At 67.6% G+C, this 18,191-nt stretch carries 9 protein-coding genes; 1 reads left to right on the forward strand and 8 read right to left on the reverse strand.

All coding sequences use genetic code 11. The features are described 5' to 3' along the window. Positions 1-102: 102 nt before the first annotated feature. The 5 genes from B0T44_RS06540 to B0T44_RS06560 all read right to left on the reverse strand — a co-directional run bounded on the left by B0T44_RS06540 (position 103) and on the right by B0T44_RS06560 (position 12,872). Positions 103-7,518: a non-ribosomal peptide synthetase gene (locus B0T44_RS06540; RefSeq protein ID WP_077115774.1), complete on the reverse strand. Its 7,416-nt coding sequence runs from the start codon at positions 7,516-7,518 to the stop codon at positions 103-105. 198 nt (positions 7,519-7,716) lie between these two features. Continuing rightward, positions 7,717-9,201 carry a type 1 periplasmic-binding domain-containing protein gene (locus tag B0T44_RS06545; RefSeq protein ID WP_077115775.1) on the reverse strand — a complete coding sequence of 495 codons (1,485 nt, stop codon included), beginning with the start codon at positions 9,199-9,201 and terminating at the stop codon, positions 7,717-7,719. Next, on the reverse strand, positions 9,198-11,204 hold the full coding sequence (locus B0T44_RS06550; protein ID WP_139347740.1) for a hypothetical protein: 2,007 nt from the start codon (positions 11,202-11,204) through the stop codon (positions 9,198-9,200). The genes B0T44_RS06545 and B0T44_RS06550 overlap by 4 nt, the downstream gene beginning before the upstream one ends. A 314-nt stretch (positions 11,205-11,518) precedes the next feature. Further along, positions 11,519-12,067, reverse strand: a complete 549-nt coding sequence (locus B0T44_RS06555; protein WP_077115777.1) for a DUF1697 domain-containing protein — start codon at positions 12,065-12,067, stop codon at positions 11,519-11,521. Positions 12,068-12,131: 64 nt separating this feature from the next. Further along, on the reverse strand, positions 12,132-12,872 hold the full coding sequence (locus B0T44_RS06560) for an acyltransferase (RefSeq protein ID WP_077115778.1): 741 nt from the start codon (positions 12,870-12,872) through the stop codon (positions 12,132-12,134). Between the two features lie 256 nt (positions 12,873-13,128). Between B0T44_RS06560 and B0T44_RS06565 the strand changes: the two genes are divergently transcribed. Continuing rightward, positions 13,129-14,397: an outer membrane protein assembly factor BamB family protein gene (locus B0T44_RS06565; RefSeq protein WP_077115913.1), complete on the forward strand. Its 1,269-nt coding sequence runs from the start codon at positions 13,129-13,131 to the stop codon at positions 14,395-14,397. Between the two features lie 4 nt (positions 14,398-14,401). On the opposite strand, the gene B0T44_RS06570 is transcribed toward B0T44_RS06565, so the two are convergent. The 3 genes from B0T44_RS06570 to B0T44_RS06580 are packed head-to-tail and all read right to left on the reverse strand — an operon-like array spanning position 14,402 to position 17,975. Further along, positions 14,402-15,664 carry a glycosyltransferase family 4 protein gene (locus tag B0T44_RS06570; RefSeq protein ID WP_077115779.1) on the reverse strand — a complete coding sequence of 421 codons (1,263 nt, stop codon included), beginning with the start codon at positions 15,662-15,664 and terminating at the stop codon, positions 14,402-14,404. Further along, the gene (locus B0T44_RS06575) at positions 15,661-17,211 is read right to left on the reverse strand and encodes a 1,4-alpha-glucan branching protein domain-containing protein (protein ID WP_077115780.1); all 1,551 of its coding nucleotides are present in this window, start codon (positions 17,209-17,211) and stop codon (positions 15,661-15,663) included. The genes B0T44_RS06570 and B0T44_RS06575 overlap by 4 nt, the downstream gene beginning before the upstream one ends. Continuing rightward, positions 17,208-17,975, reverse strand: coding sequence for a class I SAM-dependent methyltransferase (locus B0T44_RS06580; RefSeq protein WP_077115914.1), 768 nt, complete (start codon positions 17,973-17,975; stop codon positions 17,208-17,210). Before B0T44_RS06580 ends, B0T44_RS06575 begins: the two co-directional genes overlap by 4 nt. Positions 17,976-18,191 lie beyond the last annotated feature (216 nt).

The following is an 18,191-nucleotide window of genomic DNA, read 5'->3' on the forward strand; positions in this document are numbered from 1 at the left end:
CTCGGTGCACACGACCGCGCACGGGTTCGTGCTGTCCGGGTCGGTCGCCTCGATCGCTGGGGTATCGAAGCCGTGCTCCCGACGGGGACCGTGCGTTTCGACCTACTCGTTGCTCCCGGTATCCAGCAGTCCGCGTACGTTGTGCAGCTGCCTGGTTCGCCGACCCGAGATGGGTTGTACCCAGCGCTGTGTCAGCTCCGGTGGGACGGTTTCGCTGTCGGTGAGCACCACGCGCAGCCGGTCGAGGCGGGCCGGGTCCACCGCAGCCAGGGCCGAGCGGGCGATATAGGCGTGGGTGACGCGTTCGCGTCGCAGCACCGCGGCCAGTTCCGCTCCGTCGCTGACGGTCGGCGCGACCGCCACAATGCTGGCCCCGCCACCGGCCGCGAGCAGCAACTCCAGCACCGACTCCTCTGACGATGGCGATGCGGAATGCAGGGTGCGCGCCGAACTCGGCACCTGGAAACGTTCCCGCAGCTGCGAGTGGAAGCTCGACAGGTCCGCATGCGAGACGACTACGGTGGCGCCCGAGTCGTAGCCGACATATGCGGGATGTTCCGCCAGCAGCGGGCGCGGCCGGTCACTGTCGGTGATCGGGCCATCCGGTTGAGCCTCGAGTTCTCGCGCGAACTCGTCGGTGTCGATGGCCAGCCATTCGATCCCGCCGGGTAGGTTCTCCCGGCTCGCGGTGACGGTCAAGCCGAGCAGTGCTCCCGAATCCGAGATCCTGCGGGCATTCGATTCGGTGGGCTGGTCGGGGTCGACCGCCACGAACGCGGCGCCGGTCTTGGCGACCGCCCATACCGCGAGCACCGACTCCGGCGACCGGTGGATACCCACTGCGACACGGTCTTCCGGTCCGATGCCCCGCGCGAGCAGCGACCGCGCCAATCGTGACGACCGCTCGTCGAGTTCGACGTAGTCCAGCTCCGCCACCGTTTCCTCGGCGTCGGCGAGGACGACGGCCACACCGTCGGGGTTCTCTTCGGCCGCGGCGGCGAGCAGATCCGGCAGCAGCATGACAGCGGTTTGTTCGTCACTGCGTGGAGCCGGTGTGGCTGGAGTTGCCGCACGCAGTCGCTGCGCTTCTTCGGCATCGAGAATGTCGATATCCCACAGCGGGGTCGCGGGTTCGGCCGCCACCGCCGACAGCACACGTTCGAACCTGCGGCCGAGGACGCGCATGGTTTCTTCATCGAAGATATCGGTGGCGTAGGTGAAGATCACCGCGAGTTCACCCGCCTGGTCATCGGCGAACCGGGGTTCCACAATGACCTGCAGGTCGAATTTGGCGGTGACCTCCCCGGTGTCCACCGCGGCGAGGGTGAGGCCGGGCAGTTCCAGGGTCGGCTGTTCCAGGTTCTGGAACGACAGGACGACGCTGACGAGGGGGTTGCGTGATCCGGCGCGGGCTGCGGTGACCTCTTCGACCACCCGCTCGAACGGGATATCGGCGTGGGCGAAGGCGGACAGGTCGGTGTCGCGGGTGTGTTCGACCAGGTCACGGAAGGTGGTCTGCCGACCGAGATCGACGCGCAGCGCGAGCGTGTTGACGAACATGCCGACCAGATCGTCGAGCGCTTGTTCGCCGCGTCCGGCGATGGGTGTGCCGATGACGATATCCGTGCCGCCGGTCATCCGCCCCAGCAGCACCGCCAGGGCCGCGTGCACCACCATGAACAGGGTGGCGTTGTGTTCGCGCGCGATACGGTTCAGCTGTTCGTGTACCTGCGCGGGCACCAGCAGACCCGTCGACGCGCCACGCGCCGACGGTACGGCCGGGCGGGGCCGGTCCTTGGGCAGCTCCAGCGGCCCGGGCACCCCGGCCAGCTGTGTGTTCCAGTACGACAGCTGACGTGCGGCAGCCGATTCCGGGTCGTCGTCGGCGCCGATAACGGCGCGCTGCCAGATCGCGTAGTCGGCGTACTGCACCGGCAGCGGCGACCACTGCGGTGCATCACCGCCGGTGCGGGCCAGATAGGCGGTCACCAGATCGCGGGCCAGTGGGGCGAGCGACGCGCCGTCGGCGGAAATATGGTGCACCACCAGCACGAGCAGATGATCGTCGCCGGAGCTGAACAGTCGTACCCGCACCGGTGCGGCCGCGGTGACATCGAAGCCCGTCGACAGCAGACCGGCCACTGTCTCCATCACGTCGGTGGCGTTGTGTGCGACGACGAGCCCGTCCGGCAGCACTGCTTCCACCGGCAGGATTTCCTGATAGGGGTTCTCATCGGCGTCGATGGGGAAACGGGTGCGCAGCGCCTCGTGCCGCTGCAGCACATCGGCGACCGCGGCGCGTACGGCGTCGATGTCCAGCGCGCCGGACAGCCGGATGGCGAACGGCATGTTGTAGGCAGGGGAGTCGGGTTCGATCCGGTTGAGCACCCACAGCCGCTGCTGCGCCAGCGACAGCGGAATACGCTCGGGCCGTTCGGCTCGGGTGAGCGGCGGGCGGGCCGCGCCCCCGCCGGGGACAATACGCGCGGCGAGCGCGGAAACCTTCGGCGACTCGAACACCTCGCGCACGGTCAGCCGCGCTGTCAGCGCCTCGTTGATTCTGGCGACGACCCGCGTCGCCAGCAGCGAGTTACCGCCGAGAGCGAAGAAATCGTCGTCGGCGCCGACCTGTTCGACGTTCAGCAGATCCGCGAACACCCGCGCGACGGCCTGCTCGACCGGGGTGCTCGGCGCCCGGTACTCCCCGGCCTCGAACACCGGTTCCGGCAGCGCCCGCCGATCCAGTTTGCCGCTGGTGTTCAATGGCAGCTCGTCCAGCACCATGAGCGTGGACGGCACCATATAGGACGGCAGCACCGCGCCGACCGCGGTCAGCAGTTCCGGCACGTCCACGGTCTGTCCCGGCAGCGGCACCACGTAGCCGACCAGTTGGTCGCCGGTTGAGGCCGTCACCACCGCCGCTACGGCCTGACCGACCGCAGGCTGGGCGAGTAGCGCGGTTTCGATCTCGCCCAGTTCGATGCGCTGGCCACGGAACTTCACTTGGAAATCGGTGCGGCCCACATAGTCCAGTCGTTGCGATTCTCGCGCGTCCGGCGCCCGCCAGATCACCAGGTCGCCGGTTCGGTACATTCTGGCGCCGCTGTCGAACGGGTCCGCGACGAACCGGCCCGCGGTCAGCGCCTGCTGCCGTACATAACCGCGGGACAGTTGCTCACCGGCCAGATACAGTTCGCCGGGCACTCCCGCAGGCACCGGCCGCAGCCGATCGTCCAGCACGTACACTCGCGTGTTCCACTGCGGCACGCCGATCGGCACCGTGGTCCCCGCGGCTTCGCCCGCAGGCCAATAGGTGACCGACACCGCTGCTTCGGTGGGGCCGTACAGGTTGTGCACCTGCGCGTCGGTCACCGCGGCCACCGCGCGCACCGTTTCCGGCGGCAGCGCCTCACCGATCACGAACACATCCCGCAAGGTCGCCAGCTGCTCCGCGGGTGCGTGCGCGGCGAACACCGCCAGCATCGACGGCACGAAATCGGTGACAGTGACCGCGTGCTCGGCGATGGTTGCGGCGAGCCCCACCGGGTCGCGGTGATCGTCGTGCCCGGCGACGACCAGTTTCGCCCCCGCCCGCAACGGCATCAGATAGCCCCACAGCGAGACGTCGAACGTGGTCGCGGTCTTCTGCAGGTACGCGTCGCCGGGACCCATGGGGTAGGCATCCAGCATCCATTCGATCTGGTTGTCGATCGCGCGATGCGAGATCAGCACACCCTTGGGCCGCCCGGTCGAACCGGAGGTGAAGATGACGTACGCCGGATGGTCCGCCCGCACCGGCCTGGCCAGCTCTTCGGGGCGGATCGGTGCGCCGGAGCGTGTTTCGGTGTCGATCTCGTCCAGCCGCAACACCGGGACGTCGCCGGGCACCGGTACCGTGTCGGCGGTCGTGGTGAGTACACAGACGGGCTGCGCGATGTCGAGCACATGCGCGATCCGCTCGGCCGGATGATCGGGGTCCACCGGGACGTACGCCCCGCCCGCGCTGACGATCGCATACATGCCGACCACCAGGTCCACCGAACGCCGGATCGCCAGCCCAACCAGCGATTCCGCGCCCACCCCGCGCTCGATCAGTACTCTGGCCAGCCGGTTGACGCGCTCGTCGAATTCCCGGTAGGTCAGCTCGGTTCCGGCGTCGGCGACGGCGATGAGGTCCGGGTACCGCTGTACCGCGCGCCGATATCCGTCGAGCGCCAGTGCGGGTGCGACGGTGTGCGCGGTGTCGTTCCAATCGACCAGGATCGCTGTGCGTTCGTCCGCCTCGAGCAGTTCGATTTCACCGACCGGCTGCTCCGCCGACTCGGCCACCGCGGTCAGCAGATCGCGGAACCGCCGCGCGAAGCCCGCGACGGTCGCCTCGTCGAACAGGTCGGCGGCATAGGCGAACGACGCCGACATCCCGGCCGGTGTGCGTTCGTGTTCGTGCGGCGTCACCGTCAGTTCGAGATCGAATTTCGCCAGCGGCACCGACCATTCCAACGCCGACACCGACAGCGCGGGCAGCTCCAGCGTGACGGGCGCGAAGTTCTGGAAGGTCAGCATCACCTGGAACAGCGGGTGATGCGCACCCGACCGCACCGGGTCCAGCAGCTCCACCAGCCGTTCGAACGGCACATCAGCGTGACCGAACGCCTCGAGGTTGCGGCCGCGCACCTCGTGCAGCAGTTCGGCGAAGGTGTAATCGGGGTCGATCTCGGTGCGCAAGGCCAGGGTGTTGACGAACATGCCGATCAACGGCTCCAACGCGGCGTCACCGCGTCCAGCGATCGGGGTGCCGACGGTGATATCGCGGGTGCCGGAAAGGCGCGCGAGCAGTAGCGCGAACGCCGCGTGCACCACCATGAACAGGGTGGCGTCGTGTCGTTGCGCGAGCCGGTTCAGCGCTGCGTGCACCGACGCATCGATCTGGAAGTCGTAGTTCGCGCCGCGCCCGGAGAATACGGCGGGCCGGGGCCGGTCGGCGGGCAGGTCCAGTTTCTCCGGCAGGTCGGCCAGCCGCTGCCGCCAGAACCGGATCTGTTCGGCGAGTAGCGAATCCGGGTTGTTGTCGTCGCCGAGCATCTCCCGCTGCCACAGCGTGAAGTCCGCGTACTGCAACGGCAGCGGTGCCCAGTCCGGGGCCGCGCCCGCCACTCGCGCCGAATATGCCTGCATCAGATCGCCGGCCAGCGGGGCCATGGACGAACCATCACCCGCGATGTGGTGCACCACACACACCAGCACGTGGTCGGTAGCGGCGACTCGCAGCAGCCGCAACCGGATCGGCGGCGCAGCTGTCACATCGAAACCGTCGAGCACCACCGCGACAGTGCGCTCGAAGATCTCCGCTTCGGCGACCTCGAGCACCGGCAGCTCCGGTACCGCAACCGGGTCCGACATCTCGTGCACCAGTTGGGTACCCGCACCGTCGTGCTCCGGGTAGCTGGTCCGCAGCACTTCGTGCCGTGCCACCAGGTCGGCGATCGCGGCGCGCAGCGCGGCGGTATCCAGCTGTCCCTGTAACCGCACCGCCAGCGGAATATGGTTGTTGACGTCGGCGGCGTCGAACCGATTGAGGAACCACATCCGCTGCTGCGCATACGACAGCGGCACCTGCTGCGGACGCGGCATCGGCCGCGGCGCGGCGACCGGGCCGCCGGTCAACTCCTGCACCCGTTCCGCCAGTTTCGCCACCGTGGAAGCTTCGAACAGCAATGCGACCGGAACTCGCGTCTGTAGCGCAGAGCCGATCCGGGCCGCTGCCTGGGTTGCCAGCAGCGAGTTGCCACCGAGTTCGAAGAAATCGTCGTCGGCGCCCACCTGGTGGTCGCTGGACTCCGGCAGCAGCAGCGCCGCGAAAACATCGGCGACCACCCGTTCGGCGGGTGTGCTCGGCGCGCGGAAGTTGCGGGCGGCGAACACCGGTTCCGGCAGCGCGGCCCGATCCAGTTTGCCCACCGGTGTCAGCGGTAGCTCGTCGAGGACGGTGATCGCGGCCGGAACCATATAGGCCGGCAGGGTGTTCGCGACGAAATCGGTGAGCTCGGCAGTGTCGAGCAGCATACGTTTGCTGTCCGGTTCCGTGGTTTCGGCGCGCGGCAGCACGTACGACACCAGCGCCTGCACGCCGGACGGCAGCGTCATACCCAGGGTCGCGGCGTAGTCGACGTCGGGGTGGGCGGTGAACGCATTGTCGATCTCGTCGAGTTCGATGCGCAGGCCCCGGATCTTGACCTGGAAATCCACCCGGCCGTGGTATTCGAAGATCCCGTTCGCGGTGCGACGCACCAGGTCACCGGTGCGGTACATCCGCGTTCCTGCGCCGGTTTCGGTGGTGAACGGATGGGCGACGAACCGTTCCGCAGTCAGCTCCGGCCGCCCCAGGTAGCCCTGCGCCAGCGCGGGACCGGACAGATACAGTTCGCCGACCACCCCGTTCGGCACCGGCCGCAGCCGCGCATCCAGCACATAGGTGCCCATCGCAGGTACCGGGGTGCCGATATGGGTTGGCTCGCCGGGCGGTAGCGCATCCGCGCGGATCGCGATGATCGTGGTCTCGGTCGGGCCGTACACGTTGTGTACCGCCCTGGTGTCGTTCGCCCAGCGCGCGACCAGTTCCGGGGCCAGCCGCTCTCCGCCGCAGATCACGCCTGCGAGGTCGTCGAGCCCGGCCGGGTCGAGCGATTCCAGCGCGCTCGGCGTGATGCACATATGGGTGACTCGCTCGCGGCGCAGCAGATCGGTCAGTTCGACACCGCCGAACACCGTTGGCGGCACCACGACCAGCGTGGCACCGGAGGTGAATGCCAGCAGCATCTCGATCACCGAGAAATCGAAACTCGGCGAACACAGGTGCGTGACCCGCGACTGCGCGGTGACGCCGCGGCCGGCGATCTCCGAGGCAACCAGGCTTGCCAGCCCGGCGTGGGTGACCGCCACACCCTTCGGCCTGCCGGTCGACCCGGAGGTGAAGATGACGTAGGCGACGTGCTGCGGGGACAGTGGCCGGATCCGGTCCTGGTAGGAGATCGGATGCGCGGGTGTCGACGCGACTGCGTCCCGATGCGCCGGGGCGTCCAGTTCGACCCATTCGATACCGGCATCGGGCAGCGCCGCCCGATGCGCTGCGGTGGTGAGGCCGAGGGTGATGCCGCTGTCGTTGATCATGTGCGTGATCCGGTCCGCCGGATACGCGGGGTCGATGGGTACGTAGGCGGCGCCGGTTTTCGCGATCGCCCACACCGAAAGCACCGACTCCACCGACCGGGTGATCGCCACCGCGACGAAATCTCCGGGCCCGACGCCGCGCCCGATCAGATAGCGGGCCAGTTGCGAGGAAGCCTGGTCCAGTTCCCGGTAGCCGAGCTCACGTTGGTCGGCCGGGTCACCGGTCGGGTTGAACCGGATCGCGACCGAATCGGGCGCCGTGTCGACTGCTGCCGTGAGTAATTGGACGAACAGCAAATTCCTGGACCGCGAACTGTTGGCGCGACGTGCGGAACGGCGGGGGGAGGTCATTCGCTGCGGGTTCCCTCTCTGGGTCGATCGACTTCCGCTCCGGCCAGGAGCCAGAAAGCGGTACCGCAAACGTGTCAACCACAGCCCGAGCGTGTCAGGCAGAGAATAGGCCAACCGTGATCAGTAGACCACCACGGGGAAGCCTGCGGCCTACCCAGACAGCTACGTTAGTATGCCGCTCGCTGCCCGTGAAGCGTGTCACTCGATTCCCGGCCACGACAGGCCGAGGAATTCCGGTGAACGCCCAGGTAGCAGCCGCAACATGGGGATCGGTTTGTTCACCGGGTCGCCCGCTTCGTCGAACGAGAGGATTCCGGCGGCCCCGCGCACTGCGGTCGCGCCGTGTAACCGGTTCATCGACTGCAGCACGTCTGCCGCACTCACCACGGCACCGTCGACCGACGACTGCCGGATCGCCTGCACCGCCGTGACCACTGCGTCGTGGGCGACGATCGCGCTGGCGTCGTCGAGCGAATCGTCGGACAACGCGCGGTAGCACACCGGTCCACGACAGTCGGGCGCGAACTGGGCGACCGAATGCAGATTGAACAGGTCGTGCTGCTGGTTCTCCCAGGACTGCGGGTGCGCCGACGCGGTGTACACCACCGAGACGCCCGATTCGAGCGCCGTTCGGACCGCCTCGTCGGGCGCGGTGTGCAGGGACATGTCTTCCCCGGTGAGCACAGTGATCGGAATATCACGGCAGCTGCGCTCGGCCAGCGCCTTGATGAAGGTGATCGCATGCACGGCCCGTCCTGCGAAGTACACCAACTGAGGTGCGGCATGACAGATGTTGGGCAGCATGTGGTTGAACGTGTTGGCCACCCCGCCTTCCTGCGAGTTGTACCGTTCGACCGGGCCGGAGAACCGATGTGTTTCGTCCAGGTAGTACTCGCTGAACTCCTCGGCCAGGGTGATCGCATAGTGGTCGTTCGGGTTCTCGTCACGCACCAGCAGCGCCTGCTGCGCCCGCGGTTTCGCATACATGGCGGCCGCGCGCGCCTGATCGGAGTTGGGTGGTGATATTCGCAGGAAGCCGGGGACCGCGGTCAGGCTGTCCGCGGTGAGCGTCGATCCGATGATCGGGAGACCGAGTTCGGCCAACCGCTCCATCGCCCGCACCGCATTCTCGACGCTCAGCCCGATCCCGGCCACGGCGACGATCCGTTCCTGGTCGCGTAGCTGGTCGAGCTCGTCGACCGCCGTGGCCCATTGCCCGAACCCGCTACCCGCATTGGCCAGCAGCAGACGGATCTGCGGTGTGCCGCCCCAGGTCGTGGTGTGGTTGGCGGCCAGCTGCGCCAGATGCGCGCCCTCGAGGTGGTGGCGCAGCCACGGCATCGTCACCAGCTCGCCGCCATCGGCGCCACGTGTCATCGGCAGCAGCACCGCGATGCTGACATACGGCTTCCCCGACGCCGCTACCTGCGTGTTCTCCGTGTGGATGTGTTCCTGGATCGCCGCGAGCTCGGGTTCGAACATCACACTGCCGTCGGTCACGCCCACGCATTCGGAGCCGGGTCCGCTACGGATCACGCCGTCGCCGCACCGTTTGGCGGCTTCGACGGCAAGGGGCACCGCCACCAACGCGACCAGCGCCACTACCGCCGCGACCGCCACCGCTGCGGCTGCCCACGCCCACTTCCGCCAGCTCGGCGCCGGCGGCACGATCTGATCGCTCATCGGTACCTTTCCGCCCGCTCGTACAACAGCACCGAGCCGCGTCCCCGGCCGCGCGCCAGCTGCCGTAGTTCGCTTTCGATGGTGTGGTCCAGAGACCGCTCCGGATCGCCGAGCGGGTTGTTGGAGATCCACAGCGAGGCCACCAGCCAGGCCACGGGGTGGTCGGGCGCGGCACCGCAGGCTCGCACCAGCTCGCCGACCCGGTCGATCGGGGCGATATCGGTCGATGACCTGATGGGCGCCGAGGTGATGAGGTCCACGTCGGCCAGCCATGCGCCGGCCGTGGCCACATCGAACTCGGTGTGCCGGTCGGCGAACGGCTGTCCCAGGTAGCTGATCACCGCACCGAGATCGCCGATGGCCATATCGTGGTACCGGGCTGCGGCTTCCCGGCCGCTGTTTTCGTAGATGTTCCGGCAGAGTATGTGGGTAGTGTCCCAGTCACGTGGATCGGAATCATCGCGGTCGGCCAGTTCCTGCAGCAGGATATGGCGCAACCACGGGTTGAGCACCAGCTCGGGTTCCGCCCCGTCGGTCTCCTCGATCCACAGCTGGTTGCGCAACGCCTCGAGCAGTCCTTCGCCGTTCGGCAGTGGTGAATCCAGCACTTCGGGGCGGTAGAGCATATCGACGGTGCGGGCGGCCGAAGCGGTGACCAGGTCCCGCCGGTCGGCGGCCGTGTCGAAGTCGCGCAGCAGTTCGGCCCGCACCCGGTCGAGCACGGTCAGCTGATCTTGCTGCTCCTGCGATTCGGCTTCGGGCAGTGCGGCGTGCAGGATGTGGCGTGCACCCGCCAGCGGCGTGTTGTCGCAGGCGCGCGAGAGCGCCGCGAGTATTTCGACTGTCCCGCCGGGATGGCCCGCGGTCAGTCCTCGCACGAATTCGGTCACCCGGGGTATCGAATGCATCCGGCGTTCGACCGCGAGATCACCGATGTCCTGAGTGGACAAGTGACTCAGATCGAGCAGATACCACGGGTTCCACGGCGTTTCCGTACCGGTGTTGTCCAGCCAGTCGGCGTCGATATCGGAGGCTTTTCTCGGCGCGGGCCACCGGATTCCGCCGGTGCGGTGCCCACGGGACCGCCGCCCTTCGTCGTCGCTGAACCGGTGGCCGCCCGGCCGGTGCCAGCTTTCGCTCCAATACGGAATCCAATTGCCCGACGACGCGAACACCGCCATCGGGTCGGGTTCGCCGGTGGCGCGCCGTCGTGCTTCTTGCAGGGCGAGCAGGAATTTCTGCCCGGACATGGTGTGCACATTGTCCAGCAGCACCACGCAGTTCAAGGTGCGCCGTGACCGGTTGAACCCGGAGTAGGCGCGCCGCAGATCGTGCAGGAACGCCTCGCAGAAGATGGCGTCTACATCGGCGCGGTCCTCATCGTCGTCATGGGCCCATCTCGCCAGGTCGATCAGCACATCGTCGAGCCTGCCCTGCGCGCTGGGCAGCCGCGGGCCTGCGGCCAGCAGCCTGCGGCGGTCGAACCAGCCGAGCCCGCGCAGCAGACCATCGGCCACCGGCGCCGTCCACGCGGGCAGGCCCGCGCCGATTGGGTCGACCAGCTGCACGAAATCCATGACCCCGTTGCGTCCCTGTTCGATTCCCTGCCCGTTGGAAACGATGCGGCGCAGCTCTCGCAACGCCTGCCTGCGGTTGTCCGCCCGGGTGTGCAGGGTGCTGCCCACGGCGAGCAGGCACAACCACAGGCGGGGGAACGCGATACGGCCGAACTGTTTCCAGTGTTTGCTCAGCTCGAAGGCGAGTTCCCCGAACGCCTCGCGGGGTTCCCGTTCACGGCTCTCGAAATCCAGGTAGGCGTGCGGGACATGGGCGCACCGGTATTCGATATCGCGCAGCAGGGCCGTCTTTCCGGTTCCGCGCGGACCGAGTGCCACCACCACCGGCAGTTTCCGGCTGTGACCATCCGGCCGATCCAGCAGATACTCCAACAGCCATCCGGTAACGGCATGCATGCCATGGATTTTCGGCCGCTCTCCGGGCATCGCCCCCCGATCCCCGCGGGTTCCGGTGTCTACGCTGATGCCGCTCTATACCGAACCCTGCGGTGCTGTTCACCTATTCACCTGCCCGCCCAGCGCGCCCTGTGGCAGGCACCCTCTAGCAGACGTAACCCCCTGTGTACCCCCTGTGGCCTCACTGGAAACGCCCAAAAGCACACGGCTGGAGCAAGAACGGTAGGTAGGCAGACCGTGCACAGCCGTGCGAATGCGGGAGGTATACGGGAATGCGCACGCCCGGAGCGAATACGGAGGTACGCCTGCCGCACGTTCGGCGCGAAGGCGGAGGTACGCACGCCCTAACGCGTTGTCTCCATTTTCTTCACCACCCGCTGCACAGTGAGCCAGGTGCGGGTGGTGATGTCTTTGCCGTGGGTGCGTTCCAGCCAGGCCATGAAGTCGGGCGTTTTCGGCGAGCTGTTGTCGATGATGGCGAGGAATACTTTCGCCTCCGGGTCGTAGCCGACCACGCGGGTGAGCGGGTTCGGATCCTCCGGCATGTCGGTATGCGCGGGTGCGTCCTGTTTCAGGAAGGTCGCGGTCAGATAGGTCTCACGGCTGTGTGTGAGTCCGTCGAACGGGTCGCGGTCGAGCAGATCGCGCAACTGCCGGTAGTTGCGCACGATGGTGCCGCCTGGGATGCCGAGTTCGCGGTTCAGTGCGTCCTGAATCCGGTCTTCCAGCTCGGCGGGGTCGGTGTTCGCGGTCCGGAACACGACGTTGCCGCTGGCCAGGACCGTGGCGACCGCGTCGAAACCCAGCCCCTCGAACACCGTCTGCAGCTTCTCGTTCCGCATATTCGGGTTACTGGGCATGATCCCGCGCAGCAGCGCCGCATAGCCGTTCATGAGCCGACACTAACCGAGCGCACCGACACCTACGCTCGATCCGGCCGGGTGAAACAGCGGGGCTTTACGCGCCGTGGGCGACCCCGTTCTTCTTCCGTTCGATATCTGCGAGGGCCGCCATATGCGCTGCCCGTTCTTCGGCGGCGGCATCCCAGGCCAGTTTGCGGTTTTTCACCACCTTGGCGGGCGCGCCGACGGCAATGCTGTAGTCGGGGATCTCGCCCTTGACCACGGCATGCGCGCCGAGCACACAACCTCGGCCGACGCGGGTCTCCCGCAGCACAGTCACCTTGGCCGCGATCCAGGTGTCGGGGCCGATGCGGACCGGGCTCTTGACGATGCCCTGGTCTTTGATCGGCAGGGTGATGTCGTCCATCCGATGGTCGAAATCGCAGATGTAGCACCAGTCGGCGACCAGGGTGGATTCCCCGATCTCGATATCGAGGTAGGTGTTGACGACGTTGTCCTTGCCGAACACCACTTTGTCGCCGATCCGCAGCGAGCCTTCGTGGCAGCGGATGGCGTTGCCGTCGCCGATGTGCACCCAGCGGCCGATCTCGAGTTTGCCCAGCTCCGGGGTGGCATGGATTTCGACCCGTTTACCGAGGAACACCATGCCGCGCAGGATGACGTGCGGGTTCGCCAGCCGGAATTTGCACAGCCGGTAGTAACGCACCAGATACCAGGGTGTGTAGGCGCGGTTGGCCAGCACCCAGCGCAGCGAGGCGAGGGTGAGAAACCTGGCCTGCCGCGGGTCGCGACGCCGCGATCCCCGCCAGCGTGAGCGCAACGGTGCGCCCCACATGCTCGTCACGTCCTGTCCTCCGTCATCTGCTCCGGGCCCCGACCTGGATGAGGTCCGGCGAGCCCGTTCCGGCCTAACGGCCCCAGCCTACTTTCGCGCTCCTCGGCCCGGACCGATACCCTTCGGCTAACCTCACACAGGCGCGCGGGCGCGGGGGGAGACAACCACGGCAGAGGGAGACCAGCAGGTGCGAATCGGCAACAGCGTCGGAGCTGTATCCGGACGGCCCCGGTCCCGATATGTGGTGGCTTCGCTGATGGCGGGGGCGCTGGCGCTCACCGGCTGCGGCACCGACGTCGACGATATCTCTGTCGGAGCGGGCCTGGGCTGGCCCGCTCCGCACCACGACGCAAGCAACAGCGGAACCAGCCCGGTCACCGGTGCCCGGTCGCTGAGCCTGGACTGGTCGCGCCCGGTCGGCGGCCCGCTGGCCAGGCCGGTGACCGTCGGCTCCGACGGGCAGATGTTCGTCACCACCCGCACCGATGCGGATTGCCATCTCTTCGCTTATCAAATGGAGACGGGGCGTAAGCGTTTCTGTAATCCGCTCGGCCCCAACGCCATCTGGTCGCCTTCGGTGCTCGACGGTATGACCAACGTCTACGTCGGCGACGACAGCGGCGTGAACTCCCAGAACTACCTGGGCCAGCCGCGCTGGCGGGTCCCGGTGGCCGGGGTGCCGATCTCGCTGCAGTTCACCGGCGACAGCAATCTGCTCAGCATCACCCAGACCGGCCAGATCGATGTCCTCGACCGGCAGACCGGCCACCGCCTGGTTCCCACGGCACAGTTGCTCGGCCAGCCCGATTTCCTCGAACATCCCGGCCTGGACTGGCCCGCCGCGGGCGACGGCCTCGATGATTGCTCCACCGGCGGCCCGCAGTGCGCGGTCGCCAATGTCTCCGCTCTCGACACCGAAACCGGTCGTTTCTATGTGACGGTGTGGGAGCCGGGCGCGCAGACGGCGTCCCTCGTCGCGATGCGCTACGCCGGCGGTGCGATAAACGAGGAATGGCGCGCCGATATGCTCATCGGCGGCAGCGCCACCGACCCGGCTCTGTCCGCCGACGGCAGCACCGTCTACGTCGGCGACAACAGCAAACGTCTGATCGCGGTCGACACCGCCGACGGCAGCACCACATGGGTGCACCAACTCGACTGGGCCCCCAGTCGTGGTATTTCGGTCTCCGACGACGGCCTGATCATCCCCGCAGGCGACGACGGCCACCTGCTCGCCCTGCGTGACAACGGCGACGCCGTCGAAACCGTATGGGAGCGCAAGGAAGTTGCCCTGCGTGGTGCCCCCGTGCAGACCGCGGGCAATACCGGCTACGTCACCGCCGCCGGGGACGGCCTGCACTTGATCACGTTCGACACCCGGACCGGCGAGACCCTCGACTCCGACGTGCTTCCGGGCGCCGAAGGCACGACGACCGGGACCTCCGTCGGTCCCGAGGGGGAGGTCGTGGTCGCTACCACGGTGGGCGAAATCTTCGCGTTCAAGGCCGAGGACGACGAGTCGTAGCAGGTTACACCGGCTGGTTCGGGTCCCGTTCCGGTAGCGGGCGTTCCACCATGACGGGACGCCCGAGCGGCGTCCTGACCCGGCGTTTCGCGGACGAATAGACTTGCGCGGTTTCGGCGGCGACCACATCCCAGGAGAAGTCGGCGGTGAGGCGTTCGCGTGCGGTGTAGGCGCGCTCCTGGGCGGCGGCGGGGTCGTCGAGCACCGTGCGTACAGCAGCGACCAATCCGTCGACATCGGCGGGTTCGAACGAAGAACCGGTGACGCCGTCGATAACGGCTTCACCGAGACCACCCGCGGTAGAGGTGACCAGCGGCGTGCCCGCGGCGGCTGCTTCCAGCGCGACGATCCCGAACGGCTCGTACCGGCTGGGCAGCACGATGGCGTCGGCGCTGTGCAACCAGCCGAGCAGGTCTTCGTGGTCCAACCGGCCGATGAAGTGCACAGCCCGCATCACCCGGTGCACGCGGGCGCGTTCCCGTAACCATTCGAACTGCGTTCCCGCCCCCGCAACGGTCAGTGTGGTTCCCGGGTACAGGCGGCGGATGCGTGGTAGCGCGGCGATCGCGTCCTGGATGCCTTTCTCGTATTCCAGCCTGCCCACATACAGCAGGCGGGGCGGCCCGCTGCGCGGCGGCCGGGGCCGGAAAGACCATGCGCCGACGTCGATTCCGTTGCGGATGACCGTCATCGGGACCCGGTCGGGCTGGTAGAGCCGTTCCACCTCGTCCTGCATCGAGGTCGAACAGGTGATGAGCGCATCGGATTCGTTGGCCAGCCACCATTCCACCGAATGCACCTGCCGGTTCACCCGGCCCGATACCCAACCGCTGTGCCTGCCCGCTTCGGTGGCGTGGATGGTGGTGACCAGCGGGACGTCGTAGTACTCGGCCAGCGCGATCGACGGGTGCGCAACCAGCCAGTCGTGCGCGTGCACCACATCGGGGGTCCAGCCGTCGCCGATCCCCGGTTTGCCGAGCCCGACACCGGCGCGCACCATGGCGTGTCCCATGGCCAGCGTCCAGGCGAGCATGTCTTCACCGAAATCGAAGACGGGCGGATCTTCGGCGACCGCCACCACCAGCACGCCGTCGGCGATATAGGAGTGCGTGGGATGGGTGACCGGGTCGGTGCCGGTGGGCCTGCGGGCCAGCACGACCACTTCGTGCCCGGCGGCGGCGAGTTCGGTGGCCAGGTGATGGACGTGCCTGCCGAGTCCGCCGACCACAACCGGCGGGTACTCCCACGACACCATCAAAATCTTCATGTAGGTCCTTCTGCGGGAGGGACGCGCAATCGTCGGGCGTCCAGGGCCGGGAACAATCCGTCGGCCGCAGCCCATCCTGCCGCCAACTGCCGTGCTTTGCTGCGCTGACCGGCGCCGACCGCGGCCGCGATCTCGCGCACCGCATGTGCGTGCCGGTGTGCCCGGTCGCGGGCGTATCCCGCGGCGGAATCCTTGCTGACCATGAACGCCCAGTCGCTGGACACGGTGAGGATCGCCTCGCGCAGCAGCTGGTCGGCCACCCGGTCGCGCCCGAGGGCGGTGTCGTACTGGTCGTCTTGCCGCATCTTGTCGACGGTGTCCAGTGCAAGCCGCACCACGTCGTCGTTGAGTTCTACCAGGTCACGAACCTGGTCACCGGCCCATACCCGCCAGTCCTTGCCCGAACCCCACGACGAATCGCCCAGCTGCACCGGCTCACCGACATACCCGCGGTTCCTGGCGTCGGCGAGGGTGCCGACCTCGATTCCGGCTTCGGGCAGCGCACGTAGCACCTGCGCCAGCCATTGCGGTCCCTCATGCCACCAGTGGCCGAACAGCTCGGTGTCGAACGCGGCAACCACCAGCGCGGGACGGCCGATGCGTTCGGATTCGGCGATCAGCCGCTCCCGCACGGTCTGCACGAAATCGTCGACGTCGCGCTGCACCGCCGCGGCGGCCAGCTCCGGGTCGTAGGGGGCTTTGTCCGGCCCGGCCACGGTTTTGCCGGTGACCCGGGACGGTTTGAGCCCGGTGTCATGGTCGTAATGGTGGAAGTCGCGGTAGGCCCCGTGTCCTGGGTAACCGGATTTGGGCGACCACACCCGGTAGCTCACCTGTAGGTCGCGCCCGAAGGCGATCACTTCGGAGTCGCGCACCGGCCGTCCGAGCGTGGTATCACCGCGCAGTGACGGCCCGTCGACCATGAAATGCGTCACACCTGCTTCGGCGTAACCGGCCTCCATGCCCGGGGTGTAACCGCATTCGGGGGCCCAGATACCGGAGGGGGTATGCCCCCAGCGCAGCTGTGCGTCGGCCAGGCCTTCGCTGAGCTGGAACGCCCGCAATCGCGGGTCGAGCAGCGGCTGGAACGGATGCGCGAGCGGCCCGCCGAGCAATTCGATGGCGTCGGCGTCGATCAGCTGCCGCCACACCGGCGCGGCCCCGTGCCGCCAATGCTGTTCGAATTCTGTCAGCGCGGCGGCCGCCAGCCGGTGTTCGTGCCTGCCGAGCGCGAGATTGCCCGCCAGTGCCGCTTCATCGGCGCGCAGCTGCCAGTTGCCCAGCCAGTGATGCATCCCGGCCAGGCAGTGCGGATCGTCGAGCTGGGCGGCGAGGACCGGGGTGATGCCGAGGGTCAGCAGATGTGAGCGCCCTTCGGCGGCAAGGGTTCTCAATACCTCGACGACCGGCAGATAGGTTGCGGCCCACGACTGGTAAAGCCATTCCTCGCCGACCGGCCAGCGCCCGTGATGGGCCAGCCACGGCAGATGGGAATGCAGGACGAGCGTGAACTGCCCTGGCACAGCGGCGTTTTCGGTGGTACTCACGGCTTCACCGCGATGGCCACCAGGTCGAGGCTGGTGTCGATATCGTCGGGGACGAGGACGAAATCGTCGGCGGTGACACCCGCGACGTCGGCGGTCAGCTCCTGCGGCCACGGCTGCCCGGCCAGGGCGCGTTCGATCTGCGCGTCGATGAACGAGCCGCCGTGCTTGGTGTCCAGCGCTGTCAGGGCAGGCCCGTGTTGCACGCCCGTCATCGTCTCGACCCGGAATCCGGCTTCGGCCAGGAGCTCGGTGAGTTCGGCGGCGTCGAGTTCGCGGGTGTGGAACGGGTTGAGCGGGGTGTCGCGGCCGGGGGAGAAGGTGATCCGGTTCGGGGTGCTGATCAGCAGTTCCCCACCCGGGCGCAGCACCCGCAGGCATTCGCGCAGGAACTGGGCCTGATCCCAGAGGTGTTCGATCACCTGGAAGTTCACCACCACATCGACGGAGGTGTCGTCCAGTGGCAGCGCGGCGAGGTTGCCCTGGATCATCTCCACCCGCGGGTAGCGCGCGCGCACGTGGGCGACCGCACTCGCGTCGTAATCGAGCCCGATGACGTGTGCGGCGACATCGGCGATCATGTTCGCGCCGTATCCCTCGCCCGACCCGGCTTCCAGGACGATCTTGCCGGTGCAACGGTCCAGTAGCCGGGCGTAGACGACCTCATGCCTACGGAACCAATAGTTCTCCTCGGCGATACCGGGCACCGTGCGTTCGCCGGTCAAGGGCAGCGGTTCGACGGCAGTGTTCTCCGTCACGTCGTTCATCACGGCGGGAGTAGACACCGCGGGAGTAAACACAGCGGCACTCGGGCCGCCGGATGCGGCGGGAATCACAGCCTCGCTCATCCCCCTGACGTTACTGCCATGACCTGGACGGCCGATCGCCTGGTCGCGGCTGGACGGGTGACGGAAGACACCTGACAAATAAGTTACCCACTAGTAACTTAACGTAGGGTAGTCTCACGCCCTGAGCTATTCACA

Source organism: Nocardia donostiensis, from assembly GCF_002081715.1.
Classification (GTDB): domain Bacteria; phylum Actinomycetota; class Actinomycetes; order Mycobacteriales; family Mycobacteriaceae; genus Nocardia; species Nocardia donostiensis.

Excerpts from the sequence above, each read along its gene's own strand:
- B0T44_RS06565 (WP_077115913.1), top strand. The coding sequence starts at position 13,129 with ATGGCGGGGGCGCTGGCGCTCACCGGCTGCGGCACCGACGTCGACGAT.
- B0T44_RS06550 (WP_139347740.1), bottom strand. The coding sequence starts at position 11,204 with ATGCCCGGAGAGCGGCCGAAAATCCATGGCATGCATGCCGTTACCGGA.
- B0T44_RS06555 (WP_077115777.1), bottom strand. The coding sequence starts at position 12,067 with ATGAACGGCTATGCGGCGCTGCTGCGCGGGATCATGCCCAGTAACCCG.
- B0T44_RS06545 (WP_077115775.1), bottom strand. The coding sequence starts at position 9,201 with ATGAGCGATCAGATCGTGCCGCCGGCGCCGAGCTGGCGGAAGTGGGCG.
- B0T44_RS06560 (WP_077115778.1), bottom strand. The coding sequence starts at position 12,872 with ATGTGGGGCGCACCGTTGCGCTCACGCTGGCGGGGATCGCGGCGTCGC.
- B0T44_RS06540 (WP_077115774.1), bottom strand. The coding sequence starts at position 7,518 with ATGACCTCCCCCCGCCGTTCCGCACGTCGCGCCAACAGTTCGCGGTCC.
- B0T44_RS06580 (WP_077115914.1), bottom strand. The coding sequence starts at position 17,975 with ATGAACGACGTGACGGAGAACACTGCCGTCGAACCGCTGCCCTTGACC.
- B0T44_RS06570 (WP_077115779.1), bottom strand. The coding sequence starts at position 15,664 with ATGAAGATTTTGATGGTGTCGTGGGAGTACCCGCCGGTTGTGGTCGGC.